The organism is Peribacillus sp. NPDC058075 (assembly GCF_042885195.1).
Classification (GTDB): Bacteria; Bacillota; Bacilli; order Bacillales; family DSM-1321; genus Peribacillus.
In genome coordinates this window covers 108842-128376 of record NZ_JBHVSL010000004.1, presented here as the reverse complement: position 1 = coordinate 128376, position 19535 = coordinate 108842, and the positions used below count along the sequence as shown (strand labels likewise).

10 protein-coding genes are annotated in these 19535 nt (G+C 33.5%); all 10 read right to left on the bottom strand.

Annotated features, from left to right (window positions below; translation table 11 throughout):
- Nucleotide 1: 1 nt before the first annotated feature.
- The gene (locus tag ACFVS1_RS23060) at nt 2-3181 is read right to left on the bottom strand and encodes a hypothetical protein (protein WP_387550922.1); all 3180 of its coding nucleotides are present in this window, start codon (nt 3179-3181) and stop codon (nt 2-4) included.
- The gene (locus tag ACFVS1_RS23055; RefSeq protein ID WP_387550919.1) at nt 3181-4035 is read right to left on the bottom strand and encodes a hypothetical protein; all 855 of its coding nucleotides are present in this window, start codon (nt 4033-4035) and stop codon (nt 3181-3183) included. The genes ACFVS1_RS23060 and ACFVS1_RS23055 overlap by 1 nt, the downstream gene beginning before the upstream one ends.
- A gap of 44 nt (nt 4036-4079) precedes the next feature.
- Nucleotides 4080-6662 carry a protein DpdF gene (gene dpdF / locus ACFVS1_RS23050; protein ID WP_387550916.1) on the bottom strand — a complete coding sequence of 861 codons (2583 nt, stop codon included), beginning with the start codon at nt 6660-6662 and terminating at the stop codon, nt 4080-4082.
- On the bottom strand, nt 6655-9975 hold the full coding sequence (locus tag ACFVS1_RS23045; RefSeq protein ID WP_387550913.1) for an SNF2-related protein: 3321 nt from the start codon (nt 9973-9975) through the stop codon (nt 6655-6657). Before ACFVS1_RS23045 ends, dpdF begins: the two co-directional genes overlap by 8 nt.
- A gap of 288 nt (nt 9976-10263) precedes the next feature.
- On the bottom strand, nt 10264-13002 hold the full coding sequence (locus ACFVS1_RS23040; protein WP_387550910.1) for a hypothetical protein: 2739 nt from the start codon (nt 13000-13002) through the stop codon (nt 10264-10266).
- On the bottom strand, nt 12983-13738 hold the full coding sequence (locus ACFVS1_RS23035) for a hypothetical protein (protein WP_387550907.1): 756 nt from the start codon (nt 13736-13738) through the stop codon (nt 12983-12985). Before ACFVS1_RS23035 ends, ACFVS1_RS23040 begins: the two co-directional genes overlap by 20 nt.
- A gap of 75 nt (nt 13739-13813) precedes the next feature.
- On the bottom strand, nt 13814-14725 hold the full coding sequence (locus ACFVS1_RS23030) for a queuine tRNA-ribosyltransferase (RefSeq protein WP_387550904.1): 912 nt from the start codon (nt 14723-14725) through the stop codon (nt 13814-13816).
- 100 nt (nt 14726-14825) lie between these two features.
- Entirely contained in the window at nt 14826-15644 is an 819-nt protein-coding gene (locus tag ACFVS1_RS23025; RefSeq protein ID WP_387550901.1) for a ParB N-terminal domain-containing protein, read from the bottom strand.
- A 207-nt stretch (nt 15645-15851) separates the two neighbouring features.
- On the bottom strand, nt 15852-18302 hold the full coding sequence (dpdA, locus tag ACFVS1_RS23020; RefSeq protein WP_387550898.1) for a tRNA-guanine transglycosylase DpdA: 2451 nt from the start codon (nt 18300-18302) through the stop codon (nt 15852-15854).
- A 409-nt stretch (nt 18303-18711) separates the two neighbouring features.
- On the bottom strand, nt 18712-18882 hold the full coding sequence (locus ACFVS1_RS23015; protein ID WP_387551091.1) for a tyrosine-type recombinase/integrase: 171 nt from the start codon (nt 18880-18882) through the stop codon (nt 18712-18714).
- Nucleotides 18883-19535 lie beyond the last annotated feature (653 nt).

Genomic DNA, 19535 nt, shown 5'->3' with positions numbered 1-19535 from the left:
ATTACTCTTCACCCCCAATCGCTTCTAACTTTGTAATGACGATATTTAATTCCGTTTTTGTTTTCGAAATAAGTTCAGACACTTTTACCTTGCTTTCTTCCTCGTCTAAATATTTTTTTTTCAAATGGTAACTATTCAAACGATTTTCTAACAACTTATCCATATTCTCAAATAACGTCAAATACCCATTCAAATGCGTAACCGGATGGTCGACGAGATATTTTACTTTTTTCAACTCGGAATCCGTGTGCTGGATTTCATGAATTTGTTTAATTGCTTTGAATAATTGAACACGACTTCCTTTACTATTCAATATCCTAAACCAATCGGTGGAATAGTTAATATTATGATCTTTAAAAAAATCGAGCAATTGATTCATTTCTTTTAACAAATGTTTAATTTGACCTTCGAGTTCCATTTCTGGATTCGTTTCGACTATCGAGCAAAACGTCGTGAAGGTCTCTTCGACATACTTTAATTCTTCTTTAAGAGCAATCGGTAAAAGTTGTTGGAAAAGTTTTAGCAATAAAAATGATCCAAATTGCTTTTCATCATTTTTCACATTAAGATCAGGTAAATAAAGTTGATCGAGATCCCATTTGATTTTATTCAGTTTACGAATTTCGCGGATAATTTCAACGGCGTCGATAAAATATACTTTCGTGGACTTAGTAAGATTTCCTTGGATCCGATTATCCATATGACCAAATACTTCGTAACTATTTTTTAGCCAAAGGCTTGGATCAGCTTGTATGAGCCTCTTTTGGATATCTCGCCAAGTTTCTGACCGATGATCATCAACAATAATATCAGTAGGCGGTGCAAACAATTGCTGATACGTTTCAGGGTACCGCTGTGTTGGGTTTTCTAAACTCCCCGCAATCAAATGCGAGTAATATACAGCAGCAATATTCCATTTGCGATAATCCCATGTTTGTTGCTCACTCAATATATCAGGTTTGGTTACAGCTCGTATGACTTCATCTTCAATTTGGTGTAACCAGTTATACAATAATGGCAAATAATCGGTAGCTTCTGGAAAATCCCATGATTTATTCCCTAAATAATGATAGGCACCCAAGGCTAGAAAGCCGTTATAACTATCCGTATTTCGTTTTATTTTCAAGTAAGTTTTACTACGACCACTACTTACTTGCCCCTCAATTTCCACTTGTTCGACCCGACTAAAATAACTAGAAACTATAGGAACTGGTACACCTTTGGATTCCCAATCGATAAAATCAAAAATCGCGTCATATGCACTTTTTCTCAAAATATTATAGCTATACAATTTATCTTGATTTTTCCATGCTTCTAATTCCTCAACTAGTTTATTAAATTCCTTTTGCTCTTTCGTTTCAGTCGGTTCTATCGTTCCTTCATCTGGTTTGTTCGTCCCTGAAACTCCAGTATTTTTCACTTTTGGAGGCGACGGGATTGGAACTGTTTTTCCACCACTTCCATCTCCTATATCCGTATCACCAGGTATAAACGGAAGTCCGAACGCTTCATATGCCGCTTTCGGTAAACTACCAACCGTTTCTTCTCCATTCATGTTCGCTCGAATGACAGTTTGATCCCCCCACAAGCGTAAGAATGCAGTTAAACGGTCACTATATTCAGGGCTTTGGCGTTCAACAATTTGCGACGAAAGTGCTGCATGCCAATTTGGAATTTTATATTGAAGGCTTAACTCTTTTAAGCCTTGAGGAAACTCTTTATATTCCATTTTTTCACAATACATCGTTATCATATTGGATAAAACTAAACGTAAAAACATTCGTGGTGTTTGTGGTTCAATACCTTTGTACAACTTGCTTAACGCCGCTTGATTAAATGGAAAAAGGTTAAATTCTCGGCCATCTTCAAATGTAAATGATGCCCACTTTTCGGATACATGTCCCGTATAAATCGGTAAATTTTGGTCATCTTCCCCGCTTTCTACCCATTCTAATAACGTCTTTTCATCCAAATATAACGCATTTAAATAGCGTGCCGATAATTCAGCAATTTCTTGCTCATTCGTTAAAAACGCTTCGTCTAATAAAAGTCTTCCAGTTACACGATCTTTAATATTATCCGGAATCTCCGTATTATAATAATCATTCGTTATGCCGACCACAGAATAAATCCGGCAAAACTCTTCGTTAAATGCGGTTCCACGATGTTCCGTAACGAGTACTTCAACTAATGCTCGGTCAATCCCTGTAAACGAAGTAATATCTTCAATGAATAATGTTAGGTTTTTCCCCTTTTTCTTTAACTCTCGCCGAAGTTGTTTAAATACTTCATCCAGGTCTGAACCACGCAAATTCGTGAATTTTTGAACGACAGATTCTAAAAATTGATTTAAATAGACCGCGACTTGCTTGCGAAGTTCAGGGGCTTCTCCATTTATTTCACTTAAACTTTCCGCAAGTTTCAGTGTTCTGCGATTGACTTGTTGACTTTGTAATTCGGTTACTTTGTCTGTACTAATGATAAAGTCTTCTGCCATAAAGCGTGGCGAAACATCATCTAACCGACTGTTCGTAAATTCAGCACTTAAACGCATCTGAATTCGATCAATAGGCCCACCTTTTTGGAATAAAATTTCTTGAACGAGCGGGTCGACAAGAAATGCATACAAGTTTTTCTTATGGCGTTTACTTAAAAGCGAATCATCATTATTTTCATCTTCGGATGCTTCAATTGCAAATAAAGTTATGATTCGTTTATTTAGATTACTTTTACTTAAATGCTCATTTGCTTGAATCAACTTTTTCAGTTGGTCATTTAAATCGTTTTCTTCAAACAAATCGGATTGTATGATTTGTTCTAGTGCTCCACGAAGGGTACTTTGAGCGCGCGAAATAAATAAAACCGCTTCTTCTGTTGCGGCAATTTTAGAGACGTACCTCTCCTTTAACCAGCGAATAAAATGAGACTTCCCGGAACCATTATCCCCTTGGACAATCATAAATTGATGATCATTTCTTTTATCAAGTAAATGTTGCTGGAAGAAAGTTTCTTCATCAATTGTCTTCATATTTTGCTGGGTAATACCACTTGGAACGTAACGTAATGATCTAAATGGAGTATGGGTCGCTAAAAAAATATTCCTGCTAACGTTCGTGGCATCGGCTCGAATTACTTGAGGAATTCTTTGTTTGATATGCAATAACTCATCTCTAAGACCCATTATCCTTCACTCCTTATCATTATTTGTGAAACTTGACCGGTAATTTCATGAAACGGAGCCCTCGTTAAATGCCAGGTATCGCGTGCATCCCTCACGTAATTAAGCGTAATGACGTTTTGATCGTGCAACGCACGTAAACCAGTAGACAGTCCCAGTGATAAATGTTGAACCGACAAACTAGACTTTCCTCGGTACATCTCCCCTAATGTGCCACCGTCTACCTCAGGGGCAGCATCCCGCAACCATTCCATAAAATCAGCCATGGGGAGATATTGATTTCGTTGGAGTTTATGGTCCTCTATTAATAAGTTATTCAGACGTACCGCTAAATTCGGAAGCACAATCCCAGCATGAAGAAAACCATAGCCTAAAAAAACAGCCCACGTTCTCCAACCGTTAATATTCGTTTCATTATAAATGAACGTTGCATCTTGCTCGGTATTTAGTTCTTGGTTAAAAGTTGTCTCTAAATCTTTTGTTTTTTCATTCAAAACACGATTATCTCTCATCACATACCAACTCGTAAATTTCCAAAACATTAACTCTTTGTTTTCGATCGCTCTAGCGATAATTGCTCGCTTAAAATGTTCGATTGATGAGAAATCTTCTTTTGTTAAATTTGTTGTTAGCACTTGATCTTCATTTTCAGTCACTAAATTTCCGGATCTAGCAAACTGTAATACTTCTCTAAACTGTGTTTTTTCTTTCATTAAAGCATTGGGTTGAAGAAAATCTCCAGCTTTCTCTTTGGTTAACTCTTTCATTTCTTCATGTTGAAAATAATGTACCAGCTTACATAAAGCAAAAACCCGATGTGGAGACATTCCATTTGTAATTCGATCAACAAAAGGCATCGATTAACTCCTTCCTAAACATAAATGATAAATGGAATTACTTTTTAAATAAACTCTTCTTCTAATTCTTCTTTCATGAATACATAATCAAATGGTACGACATTGCCGTCAACCAATTCGATTAGCTTTTTTCGTTGACTGTATATAAAAGTATCTTTATAGGCTATATGAACCACTTGACGGTTTGAAGATTGCTCAATCCACTCACGGCAATATTCATATAATAAATCTGCTTTTCCACTGGCAGGAGGGTACAAAACTGCCATAGGTTGATGAACTGTATAACTATTACCATCTTTGAGTAGTTCATCTTCTGTTAATAACAGCGTATTCGTATACGTTTTATAACCAGATTCGAACCAATCTTTTTCAACAAGTGCAATCCATTCGTTTGGAACAACAATTATCTTCACTTTTGCTTCTGCTAATTCGTTTAATATCGACACAAAAACGTCTCTATTAATCACACCTTCTTGTTGAGGTAACGTAATGAACAGTTCTGGAAATAAACTAAGCGACTGCCCAATTTTTTTACCGACAGGACGCTGGATTCGCAGATTTGTCTGACCAACAACCTCTGTAATCGTTTCGGTATGAAAAGGTAGACGTTGTTCTTCATGACAAGCTGGACACCCACCACAAACTTCACTTGTAAATGAATAGGTGTTCTGAAACCAATGTGAAAAACACGTATCTTCAGCATATTGGACTAAACTTTTCATATAGCCTAACTCTGAGTTGATGAGATTTCTTTCTTTGGCACGATCAGGAGCAATTTTTTCGATCAACTTCTCTTTATCTTGTAAATTCTCAATATCGAGTAGTTGAATTAATATCGTTCTCCGTAGGTCTTCTTCTCTTTTACGATAATCCAGAATATCTATGAGTTTGGCACGATATAAAAACAGCAACGTCGTTTCATTCCAATTCGCATTTTGTTGCCCTGTTTCATCATCTTTTAAATGTTTCGGACGGACATTCGTGTTTACCCACATCGAGTCCCCCCCAACTCTCTCTACAGGTTGGGTAGACATTTTATCCCAACGTTCCGTCATATTTTGTTCAGTTAGAACATTACTACTCATTAATTTGGCAGCGTCCCTTTTATCCTCGTCAATCGTACATAATAGACTAATAGACGCAAAACCGTCACGCCCCCCTCGACCGACTTCCTGATAAAAGCGATTCGTACTTTCCGGTAAACAACAATGAATGACTGTACGGACGTCCGGTTTATCAACACCCATTCCAAACGCGGAAGTTGCGATGATGATGTCGAGTTGATCAGCATTCCATAAGTTTAAAATTCGTTCCCTTTCCGTACTACTCGTTTCACCCGTAAACGTTTCAATTGATTGGAAACCGGTTGCTTTAATTATAGAAGCCCAGTTTTGAGCGTGCTCTTTTTTTGTAACGTACAAAATCATCGGTTTGGGCAATAACGGGATAACTTCTAAAATTCGTTCTTCACGCACTTTTTGACATTTCGGTTGATCTAAAAAATAAATCGGTTCAAAGCGAAGAGCGTCACTTCGAATTTCAATCAACTTTCCATTATCGACAAATAATTCTTTTAATGTCACAGTAGCCGTATCTGTCAGGGTCGCAGATAAGAGAATCGTTTTTAACTTTCCGCCACTCGCTTCAAGTAATTTTCTTCTAAAAACGGAGAGCAACTGAAAATCAGTACGGAAATTGCTTCCCCAGTCGACTACGATATGTGCTTCATCAATAACCAGTCGGTTCACACGCTTTAACTTTGCAGCTTCAATCAACGTTTCATGTAAAAATCCATGTAGTAAAGCTTCAGGTGACGTAAATAATAAAGGAAGGGTTCCGTTTTGCAACCCCTCAATAATAATTTTTCGACGATCTTCACTCATCCCACCGATATACGCTTGTGGACGATGTGTTTCACTTAACGCTTTTGGGAAATATTTTAAAGACGTTTGATGCTGATCCAAAGCTAACGCAACAGTAGGAACGACAACGATTGTCGTTCCCCCTGTACCAACGCCTCCGTGAATCGTTCCTCCTTTTGTTTCTAAATATGCAGGAAGTTGCCCAATTAAACTTTTTCCTCCCCCAGTTTGTAAGGATGCTAAAAGTGTTTCACCTTCATTCATCGATAAACACGTTTGAACGAGAGCTTTTTGTTCTTTCGAATAATAGTGTGAAAATCCCGTCATTTGATAAAGTAAAGGATCCCCGATTTTCCGTTCATTTACTCTACGCCTCTCTAGCTGAAATACACGTTTTAATTGGTCAGCATGCTTAACCCACGCCGGATATTTCGCAAGTGCATTCACTTCGTTAGTCGGATCAATCGACAGTTGAAATGTACTTTTTATCTTTTCTAAGTTTTGTACATAATCAGCGTGTACGATAAATCGAGTATTGTACATGAGGATGACTTGGCGTAAATGAGAAGCAACTTCATACCATCCAGACATATTATCCCTTTCAACGACTTGAAGAGAGGAAAGAAGTCGGTACACGCACGTACTTTTGGAACGGTTCAACATGTCTTGGTTTTCTTTTTTCCAATGATGGAAAGCAACTAAACCGTCTTTAGGGGTCATTTGTTTACGTAACACTTGTTTGACGATCCGAATGACTTTATCCATTATTCCCCTCCATCCATACGAGCGCTACAGAATCTAGCGTAATTTTTGGAGATTCTAGTCCCTCTTGTAAGGCTTGAAAAATTTTTGCCCATTTTTCTTGTTCCATAGAATGGTTAATATCAAAGCGATTATAATACAAGTTGGCCGCCTTAATCCCGTCTATGCGACGTTGAAACTCGGCTTTAGCGCGTTTCGTATCAATTCGTTTAATAATTTGCTCTTGCACTCTTTGTTGGCTATTTTCATATGCCTCTTCTACTCGTTTCTGCCAATCGTCTCTTGGGAACTTCTCTCGAAAACGGTCAAATGTACCATCTCCTCGCTTTCCTAAATGAACAGTATCGTGCTTCACATAAGGCTTCCAAAATTCTTGCTGAACTAATTGTGTATCTACTTTGTCATCTGCTTCTGTCAACCCGTGAAACGTTATAAGCGGTTCGAGTGGAATAAACCCTTGTGCCAAGGCGAGATTTTCAATTGGAAAACCTGCTTGCAGAAGCGGAATCGGATTTATCGACACGTTCCAAGTAAACACAAAGCCTCTCCATTTAATTTCAGAATTTTTTTGATAGAAAGCCGTCGAACGACCTAACTCACTGTTGTACGCATTATGAACGATCGCATCAAAGAAAGGATCACCTGGTGCGTAAAATACAAGATCTTCACGAACGACCGCATACTTACGTAAGAAAGTTCCATTAATTTTTTGATTTTGCTTTGAGCGTTTATGAATTTGTTTCATATCCGGAGGAATGAGCATCGTCTTTTTCATCGAATTAATACGGGCTCTCTCTTTTAGGAAAACAAAGATATTTTCGTTCCCTACATTTGAACCATGTAAACCGGTTAATTTCGCCCACGACATCATCGTATCCGTCAGTTTTTTACCGTTTTCCCCATCAAATTGTTCAATGAGTAGAACAAGTTGTTCTTCGACATTCTTGTCTAATTGGCGAGCCATATCAAAGTATCGCTCTTGGTCTACTTTCTTTCTCATCACACCAAGAAAATCGTTCATGCGTTCAAGCACTTCAGATAATCCAAACCGCAAATTCGAAACGAGTGACTGATTCATTTCCGCTTGGATATCGCCAATCGCAATTTCCAAACCGCTTAAGGACTCTTTAAAAATACCTAAACCTTGTTCCCATAAATGAAACAACTCTTCTTCTAAAGTTTCTTCCGCATAAAAAACAATCGAGTGAACTTCTTTATCCCTTCCTATTCTGTCAAGTCGACCAATTCTTTGTTCTAACGTCGTCGGTGACCACGGCAGATCAATATGAATGAGTTCGTCGGCCATTTGGAAGTTACGACCTTCTCCTCCAAGCTCATCACAAAGAATAAAACGACACTGTGGATCACGTTGGAAGCGGTCAACTGAATGTTGCAGTTGTTCATCTGTCATCCCTTTGTAGAAAACACTAACGGCTTCTTCCCCAAATAATTCAGTAAATAGGGGTTCAAGTCCAAGAACTGTCTCTTTCCAACTCGAGAAAATTACAAACTTTTCATCAACCGACTGTACAACATAATCAACAACCCGCATTAAACGGCCTTTAATTAAATCTGGGTCATCAAATAAATCTTGTTTTCTATCAAACTCATCTTGTACCCCTAGTTTCCAGTTTTCACAAGTTAATAGAAGATCTGCGAGCATCTCTTTTTCTTCTGTAAACGACTTTACAGAAGATATTACATCGTTCAGACTAACTGTTTTCGTCGCGATAAATCCGTTCTTTGAGTGTACAAGATGAGCTTTTCGTTGATTAAGCACCTTTTCAAATGCCCACGGCGAACTAAAGAACGCGGATAAGAAAAGACGATAATATGACGCAACCCCCTGCTCTGTATTTTCTACTGCTGAAATATTTTGTAAATAATCCAACAACATTTCATACACTTCAGCTTCATAATAACTTACTTCTGCTCCGCGCATCGGATACGAATAAACATCTAACGTTCGCTCTGCTAATTGGTCTGATAATTCTTTTCGACGATGACGAATAATGCGGCGGTCAATTTGATAATGTTCCGCAATATAAGCAAGCACTAAACGGACCGCTTCAAGCCCTTCATCTTCGCTATCACACTCGATCGCATCAACTAAATCCTCTAATAAAGAATCCCCAAGTCGGCCTGAAATTTCTTCTAACTCGTCGAGATAATCTTCTGCTAGGTCATCCGAATGATATTCCGGTAAATCACGAACAAGTGGATGAATTTTCCCACTTAAATACTCATGTTTTTGAAAAAGTGTGTCAAATTGTTCTTCATTCATTCCTGTATACTTTTGCGGTTCTAATAAGCAAAGTAATTTCAAATACTCCGTTTTTCGCGATTGAATAGGTGTCGCAGATAAAAGTAACAGATGATTTACTTTTTTACTTAACTGAAGTAGTAATTCATATTCAGCTTCTAAACGAATATATTGATGCGTTTCATCTACAATACATAAATCCCATTCCATCCCAAGAATATTTTTTCCTTGGACAGTATTTATTTTTTCTTGCGGGAAAATCAATTGATTTCCTGACACAGTGTCGCCTTGTTTCCACACTGGAATCTCTTCCCAAAATTTATAGGAAATTTCATTTTTCCATTGATGAACGAGTGATTCGGGCGCAATGAAAAGCGTCTTTAATTTACCTAAACGCTGTTCAAGCCCTTTTTTAATGACAGCGGCTTGAATCGTTTTCCCTAATCCAACTTCATCGGCTAACATGAGGCGACATGGATGCTCCACAATCGCACGTATAATCGTATCGACTTGATGAACGAGTAAAAACACACGGGAACCTAACAACGTGTCAAACCCATAGGTCGCATTTTTTAACTTGTGTACAGACTTTGAAACGATGCTTCGGTGCTTGTACCAAACCGGATTGTGCAATTCGTAATTTTTAATTTGTTGCAGTGGGTGAATGTTAGATTGAGTAAACGGGATTCGTAAATCACTTTCGTCAATGACGACAATACTTGGATTTTTGTCCTGATACAATTGGATATAATAATTGTGATATCCGTCTGGAGTTTCACCAGACGTATTAATAACAGTCCCATCCAAGGAAAGAGATTTTACACGTACCTTAGAGTTTATTTGTACTTCAACATGATCCACATCATCAATACTATAATTTTCAATACTTGGAACTCCATAAACACTTTTCATTTCATGTGGATCATGAAACGAGACAGTTACTTCGTGACTAAACGAATTTATATTAATAATTTCACCTAGTATAAACATTCGAGGGTTTTCAGGGTGTTCATTGTCAAGCGGACACCGTACGTACATACCTTCTTTAAGCATAATTTCCCCCTAAAAATTTCTTTATTAGTAAAGTATTCTCACAATAGGTTATATGACATGTTTATTTTAATAAGTTAATGTATCTATTATACTATTTTTAAATCATATTTTGTAAATCAATATATAAGTTGGTCATTATTTGAAACAAAAAAACAGATGGATAAATCCATCTGTTTTTAAATAAATTTAAGAATAGTCTGAAATTAAATTTATTACAAGTTTCAGTATAACTTTCTAAAATGGAGTATAGTCTACCCACGCTTAAAGATTTTAAAATTCCTTTCTTATTTACTTTCTAATAGAAATTTGAACTAAAATCTTCTCAAAAAGATGTGGCGAGTGTTCATCCAATTCCTTTAATATACCTCTCCATTGTTTTTTAGGTAATTGCGTATGACCATGTTCAATAAGGTTAAGTAGATGATATGAAACTTGTTTCCTTATATTTAATTTATTTACCAAGTAATGTTGAAATTTATCAATTGTATCAATATTGTAAGAAAGAGCGTTATTCCCTTCTAGCAATGTCAAAATGTTGTTTATGTTTTCCTCTAAAAGTCGTTGTTTTTTCCATTCTTTATAATATTGTTCATGGTTGCTAGAAAACCATTTTTCTAGATCATCTAATCTTAGTAAGTAATCTAGTGAAATCTTATCTACATAGTCAGTATGAATAATTTCCATTAGCTTTTCATAATAGTTTTCGGAATGTATCTTAATAAAATCTTTGAATGATTTCATTTGTTTTATTTTCTCTTCTATTATAGGAATAACTTGGAGAAAAGAGGTTTTTATATTTCCTTGTAAGTTTAAAATGAAGGTCTGAAGTGGTACATTTTTTAAACTATATTTATTTAATACTTTTGAGGGATTTATGGTTAATAACCATTTTTCAAAGTTCAAATCTTCCTTCATTAAATCTAGTTTATAATAATCTATCATATTATCCCGCAAAGAGAACCAATCTAAAAATAATAATTCTACACTCTCTTGTATGTCAGGTGAAATAGGTGACTCTATTTGAGAAATCCACTCGCTTTCACCCAATTTAATAAGTTTAGTTATATATTTTTTTAATTGATAAGCAAAATGCTCCAATTCCATTCCTAATTCCTGTGTTATCTCCAAATTCCATTGATCTTTAAGTTTCTCTCCGAGATATATCCATTGTGCCACATTATGATTATTAGCTAGTTCGTTAAATATCTCAGGTCTATCTTGAAGTTTTACCTGTTGATAATTGGCTATGTTAAGCAGACTGATATGTTTTTGAACAACCACTTGATTTTTTTTATTATTTTCTTTAAAAGTAATTGGATACTTAAACCTATTTATTACCTCTGTTCTTTGAATAGTAGAAGTGGACTTAGTCATTCTTGGTGTATAGTCTCGTCCAAATGAAGTTCCTTTTACAACCTCATTTATAATTGTTGCTACACCCGCTCTAACTGGCTCAAGTAATTGGTCATTTACATTTTGACCTTCTATCCAATCCCTAATATGGTTTACCTTTGGACTTTTTTTAAATGTAGGCTCTTCATCAAATATATTATTTGTAAATGTACTTATAACTTTAAGTTTAACTGTAATATTATCATTATATTTGGGATTAAAATGTTTAAGTAATTCACTTGGGATGGTAATATCCTTACTTTTTGAATCTGCATACATTTCAGCTATTACTTTAATTAGAGTATCTTCATGTTCGGCATAAACATCTCTGTAGAAGTAATGTTTAATTTTTGCTGTATCTTTGTCCATCCCTCTATAAAAAAATGAAAGGATTTCTTTTAAATGGATAACCATGTACCGTAATAAACCTTTTCCGTCTGGTACAGCGTCATAGATACGCTGAATTAGGGGTTGATTTAAAGGGATTTCTTTTAAACTTGTCTTTGGACCCACTAGAAGACTAGTACAGGTCTTAGCATGTTTACATTTATTGGAGCACTCATATCCGTTTGCTTTCTTTAATGCAGTCAAATAATTTTCTATATAGTTACACGCTTTATCTCGATCTATGGAAAAAGAATTTCTCCCTGATTCGTCTGATAACCAAAGTTTTTTAACCCGGTCATCTATCGTATCTAAATTCTTGATTCTATTTTTTAAACCAGTCTCAAAATTATTCCCCTCTATTACCCCTGGTGTTAGTCCTATAACAACGTCCCAATTTCCTTCTTCAAGAGTAATAAAATAATCCAAAACTTCTGCAGAATAAAGATTTAACGATTGAACAAGATCATCGATCAGGATAACAGGTCTTATCTTTTGTTTTGTGAGAATTGATGATAATCTTTTAAATATAGTTATTATATCCGTTCCTTGGAATAAGAAATGGTCCAACTTTTTTAATAAAGAGTCTCTTAACTTATTATAACTAAGTTGTATTGGTAAAGTTGTATTCTCTATTAATAACGAAAATTCTTGTTCTGTGATTATTTCTAAAGGATTTGATAATTTACCCTTTTTTATTTGCCTACTGAATTTTAAAATGTTTTTTTCAATCACTGGTCTAAGTAGCATAGTAGCTGGCACAATTTCATCATCACTTTCGAAAAATTCCGACATTGTTGTCCACACCATCTGATTAATAATGGTAATGGGTTTACTAATTAATAAATCCCATTTCTTTTCATCTATTATTATATCTTCCATTTCTAGACCGACTGACTCATAACACTTCTTTACCAACATTTGTGGATTAAGTTCACTTCGTGAAATTCTTATTATCGGCCTTGTGTTTCCTTTAAATTCCCACTGATCTTTAACCCAACATAAGAGCTCTGATTTACCTGAACCAGTAGAACCAAAAATCACAAAAACTCTATTTCCATATGAATGATCTTCTTCAAGTTCTTCTAGTAATTGGGCTTCGGTCATTTTTTCAATTAATTCATTCTTATAGTAACTATTCAAAACTTGAGGATAATGTGTCTCACGAAAAAATTCAGGTGAAAAATTGTATCTCTCATCGGCCGTATTATATAGGTTTTTGATAGAACTTTTATTTAAACAAGGTAACACTCGCCTCACTCCTTACTGTAATCCAATTCCATTCCTTCTTTTCACCATAAGCCTGAAATGGTAAATCTTGTTTTCTTGTTAACTGGATTTTGTGAGAATCATTTAAATTTAAGATACTATAAATTACTCCATTGTATACATTTCCTTTATATACGCATGGTATTATTGGGTGTATTTTATCTTCAAAAAATAGGTGAAGTGGACCCTCCCAATCCCCAATATAATTTATTAAATGTTTAATTAACTTATATTGAGGTAGAGCGTAGAACCCCCCATTATAGCGATAACCCAATCCTAAGTATTCCATAATCCTTTTCCACGCATTAATTTTTTCTTGACTTATTGAGGTACTTTTAAATCTATTATTTGTTTCAAAATGTAAATCGTGAATAAATAGAGTATTAGGTTTTACAAATAAGTCAAAGAACATTGTTGTAAAAACATAATTTGGATTTGATGGGTCATTTAAATTATCTGCAATCGTATTAAAACGAAGATGAATGTCTATAAAATCCAAGCGAGTTTCTTTTGTAGATATTTGTTTGTTTTTGTCAATATCTATAACTTCTAATGCTTGTAAGAATTGAAGAACTGCTTCTATTAACGAAGTTATGTCACCCTTAGGTTTATATTGAAATTTGTTTACTAAATCACTCATTCTAATATTAGGGTACTTTTGAATGGTATGAAATACTGAATGAATTTCTGGCCCATAACAAATCTGGAACAATGACATTTCTCTACACACCTTTCGTAGAATATTTTGATACTATTTGTCCAAATAAAAATAATCTTAAACAAGACAAATGATCTACCCAGGCTTGTAACCAATATTTCCTCCTTCTACATTGTTTATATTTTCAATTGTTTTAACTAGATGGTAATAATTATGAACAGATCGCTTCTTCATAAAATATCGATGGGAGATATTTAGTATGTCGTGTGGATTTACTAAACATATTGGGCAATTACAATTTAATGGTTTTTCTATGCGTTTTTGAGGTTTATTTACTTTGGACGATGATATTACATAAGTTCTAAAAGGGTTACTATACATTACCTGAAAGAACGCTGCTGCCATAGTGGGTCGACTCGAGTCAAACGAACATATTTTCAAGTTTGCCATTTGTTTAATTTGTTCAATTCCGGTAACCCCAAATATATGTAAATTCTCAGGTCTAACAAAACTTGAGGCATATTTTATATATTTAATTTGTTCTTTTGCAGATTTATTCAATAATGATCCTAAGCCAAAACTGGTATACCCCATTTTTTTCAATTCATGAATCGAATATTGAATACTTGGAAAATCATACCCTTGTATTACACCAATCATTGAAACATTTTTAGGAGATTTAATAGAATTAAATAATTTCATATGTTCCAAAGCATTAAATAACGTTCTTTCAACGGAGTCATATTTTTCAGATAATGAATTTTTATCTAATAAAGGCTCATCTAAATGTACTATTTTAATTGGGAGAGTATCAGGTATAGAATCGATTAAAAACATCTGTGTGTCCATTATTTCTTTTAGACTCTTAATCCCCTTTTTTTGGGCATAATATAATGCCCCTGAATCAATGATTAACTTACTTGGATAGTTAGAAAATCTTTTAAGGGTATTTTTATTTTCCGGAATGGCTGAAATTAGCATTGGACAAGAATCAAAATAATCACTAAATATAGCATCGCTATGTGACCAACTAACGTAAAAATCCAAATTACCCACCCCTTTAAATGATACGTGAAGATACGTGATAAACTAATTATATACCTATAGTTGGAATTATTAAAGATAATTTCCAAACAAAAAAATTGCCCTATTCTGAAGGCAATTCTTTTGTTAATTTTTTCCAATGATTATAAGTTTTAATTTTGATTTTTTTGGAAGGATAATTTTTTCTGGAATTAGGATAAAGTTCCTCCCATATTGGATTTTCTCGGTCAAAAAATGTTCCAGTCCAATTTTTATATTTAATTTCCATTGTTAGGTTTGGTATTTGAATATCAACAACATTATCTTCCAATTGTTCTTTAAAAAAGCATAACAATATATACCAAGAGTTTAAATTATGTATAACTGTTTTCTCTTTTATTTCCTGAACTTCACGTAAACTATTTGGAAAGTAAAGACTATTCACTTTAATTAACTGCTCAAAATAGTCTTTGAACAAACTACCAAGTTCATCTGTATTTGAATAATTACTGAACTCGAAAATTTCGAATATTAAATTTTCGAGTGAAGAATAGGTAATAAGTTTTAAGGAATTTTTACTCAAGTTAGTACTTTTCATTTCAACTAAATTATTAAGTTTACTACTTTTAATGAATGAATTAAGAAGTATCTCCGGTAAATTTTCCACTTTGAAAATTAAGTATTGTTTTTCTTGCCTTTCCTTTTTCGTAAATTTGCTAATAATAATCGGATCTACTATCTCAATAGTAAGATGTACACCTTCTTTATTTTCATTTATAGTTTTACATATAATAATTATTAATCCATCCAAATAGTAGGACGGATTTTTTGACTCTCTTATGTTCCAACTTAATATTTCCTCTTTGGTAGCAATATAACTATATATTGACTTGTTTTCTTTTATATCTATTTTCTGTACACCGCTTATTTCTAAACTAATCAATTTTATCACCATGTTTTAAATTTTTTTAAAAAAATGCAAGGACTTCTACCATGTAATATACACTTTATTGCTGTAAATAATTTAATAAATTTAATAAATAATTATTTCATTTATTATATATTATTTTCTATAGATATTTTTTTAATCCTTTTTTGGGATAAACATGTTTCCCTATTGTTGGTAAAATTAAAAGTAAAAAAGGAAAGATCAAGAGAATGATCCTTCCTTTTGTTTAACAATTTCCTTTAATTGATTGTAAAAAACATACGTATTGTGAAAACCTCTTCTCCGGTTTCTATTATTTCCCCGAAAAATAATTACTTCAACACCTACATTTCTACAGACAAAACAAAAACAATTTTTCCATGGTTTGTCAGTTAATACTTCATGGTAAAGCGGTCTTAATTTATTAGTTGAATATATACGATCAAAATTTTCAACAAAGAAATCCTTTAATGTTGCTTCTAATAAAGGCAAATTCTTTACCTCTATAGCTTCCTTTTCTACAATTCTAAGTTTGTTCATATGCTCTAAAGTTACATTATCTAAGGCATCTTTAAAGAGAGCTTCATTCCTACTAATAAGTGAATGGAAGCTTATATCTCCTAAAAGATATTCCTCCATACCGATGATTTCTTTCTTTTTGTTTACTTCTTTCAATATTTTTAATAAGTCCTTTTCAATACGATCTAATTCTTGCTCACTTATATTTAACTTCTCAGAAATATATTTATCTCTTATGACTTTTTCCTTTTTATATTTTTGTTTATAGTCCTTTAATGTTTCAAAATAGGAATCGTATTCAAGTACAGTTTCAACCGTACTGGTTACGTCTATTTTTCCTAAATCAAATTCTCTCACATTCCCTAAAGATTTTTGTTCAAGTTTAATAAAACCATCTATAGTATCAATTCCTCTATTTACAAGTTCCTTAACACGCGCATTCTTCTTTTCATCAGCCTGTGGGATACGTAAGGCTGCGTATTTATTTTTATCTTGAGTAAAATAATTCCCTCCAGTTGCTCCTCCCCAAGCTTTCTTTAAGAAAGCGGTAGAATCAAAAGAAGTTACTCCAAGTTTATGGAATACATCAAGATAATCTAATCTTGCAGCACCGAGCAAATGAATTTCTAGATACTCTGGCACAATTGGTGCAATCGCATGTAAGATTTCTAATATTTCCTCTGATTTTGCAAGTGCAAGTCCCCCAAGGGAGATATGACGATAGCCCATTTTAATTAGTTCTGTAAAGGAGTTACGATATGATTCAACGTCCCACCCTTGAGCAATTCCTGATGGAATAAATGTATAATTACCTTCTTTATGTTTTTCAATAAAATCATTGGCGTTTTTTAATGTTAATTGATAACGGAATTCTCTCATTTCCTCATTATCAGCAATTTTCCCTATGATTAAATGGTCAATACTTGTACCTATATCGAAACCCATCTGTTCATAATAGTCAAGAATCTCATCTGTTTCATATGGTGGCTTTTCTTTCTGTATATAGCTAAATGCGCCACAATCACCATATAATGGAATGTTATTTGGAAGTCTCAAGAATTTATGCAATCCACCAGCATTTAATATTTGCTCTTTTCTAGTTTTTGTCTGATCAATATTTATTTTAGAGATAAGGACTCCATCATAGTTTGGTTTATCATATATTTCATGTGCATAAACATCATCAGAAATAGGGTCTCTATCTTTCGTATGTTCTTCTGTAATAAAATTAAAATTAGGATCCACTCTATCATCATTTTCAGGCATAAAGAATTTAAGATTGTGTAATTCATAGTTCTTAGCATATTGAGACTCGGGAATAGAAATATTTACTTGGGCTAATTGGGTATCTTTCTTTTTCTTATCTTTCATTTTCTTGTTAGAGGATTGTATATCATTTTCTTTTTCATTAAATAAAGAAAGCTGCTGGTTACTATTATCTTTTACTCTGTACTTATTTAAGGCATCCATGATTACTGTTGGATTATTATAGATTTCATTTAGAAAATCTTTTCCGTGGGTTACTATCTCTTTAGATAACAGTTTAAACAAAAACCCCTTTAGTCCAACTAAACCATAACTAAATTCTTTTGCATCATTTTGTCCTACTTCTAAAAAGTAGTATGGATTACTATCAGGAATAAATTTTTTACTGGTTTTACTAGCAAGAAACACTAGTTTTTGATTTCCTCTTAAACCTTTAATTGGAAGTTGAAGCGACCTTATATATTTATCACCTAATAAAAATATGATTAAGTCATACTTATTAAATTCATTACTCGCTGAATTTTGGATTTGTAAATGGTCAGACCATTCTTTAATTTCTTTACTATTCATATTGTTAAAAGTAACTTCGTATGGAACTATTTTTTTCCTTTCACTAATTAATCCATAACCAGCTGAGATAATGGATAAATCCACTATATCATTTCCATAATTTTCTCTTAACAGGTCAATCCCTTCCATTAATCTTAAATGTTGCATTCCAGTGTATAAGTCAGATGCATTTGATTCATATTCTTCTAGTTCTTTTTCTCTTTTGGATAATGTTTCATTTGTTTTAAAATCATCTTGTATTAATTCATTCTCTGGTTTAAATCTTTTTTCACCAGTACATGAAGTTATTATCAATGTTTTAAGGATATTCTTTATCATAGTGCGTAACCTCATTTGTAGTAGACATATTCAACATAAATATTATATCCCACATTTAGTATTACTCCAACTTATGTGAACATACATGTTAATTTAAAGTTATTTAACAATGATAAATAATTTAAGAAACTAATCTTAAATTATTTGCATGAAAAATAAATGAATTATTTATGTTACTAAAAAATTGGATTAAAAGCAAATATGTTTAATATATTGCATGGAATTATAAAAAATCCATATTATGGCTAACCAAGGTAAAATAATTTTATGGTATTTATTCTGGAAATGTAACCCATACCCATTTCTATATTTTAATTATTATGTTGAGAAAAGATGTTCTTGTCTGTAATGTTGACATATTTTCTTACCATCTCAATACTTGCGTTGAAAAATTTTCTTTTTCAGCAAGCTATTCTTTAAGTATCTTATTTGTTTTTTGAGCAATCGAAACATATCTTGTTTTTCTATTCTTCGTAGTAGCACTTTTTAATTCAATCACATTCGTTTTGAGGACTATATCCTCTATTCTAAGACCAATCGCTTCACTTATCCTCATACCTGTATCAAGTAAAAGAAACATCATGAAGTAATTTATTCTAAACCCTGCATATGAGAGTTGGTCGGGCTGTTTTAGATAGTGAGTGATTTAATTTCGCTTACTTCCTTAAATTGCTTGATATTAAGCAAAGGATTGCTTCCAACATATTTCTCATCAATAAGGAAGTAATAGAATGCCTTCATATGCCTAAGAATGGAGTTTACAGTGGCGATAGACACACCTTTTACCTTTTTTTTCCCCAATCCTTCACGTTAGGATTGTTCTGGTGCTGTATGTGCTCCTTTTTGAAGTGTTCATCAATTCTCTATTTGTATTCATTGTTACTTCATCTGGAAATGAAATGAAGTGTATTCCTATAGATAAGTGGAGAACGTTTTGTAGTAATGCTTCTTGTATAGATATTGAATAATTCATATAATGTTTCGCCTTTACTAATTGTATCTACATTACTCCGAGTTAATTTTACTTGTCCTCTTTTACCTGTTATAGACATAAAGAAGCTCCCTAAAATATTTTAAACAAATTTAAACAACTGTTTAAAACTACTTTAAAGTAACCTCTTCCCTTGAGATGCAAGGTATCCTTCCCTTGCTTGCTTTTTAGCATATTTTGAGGGTATTAAAAAACGGCAAAAACATTGTTTAACAATGCTTCCGCCGTTCGGATGACCTATG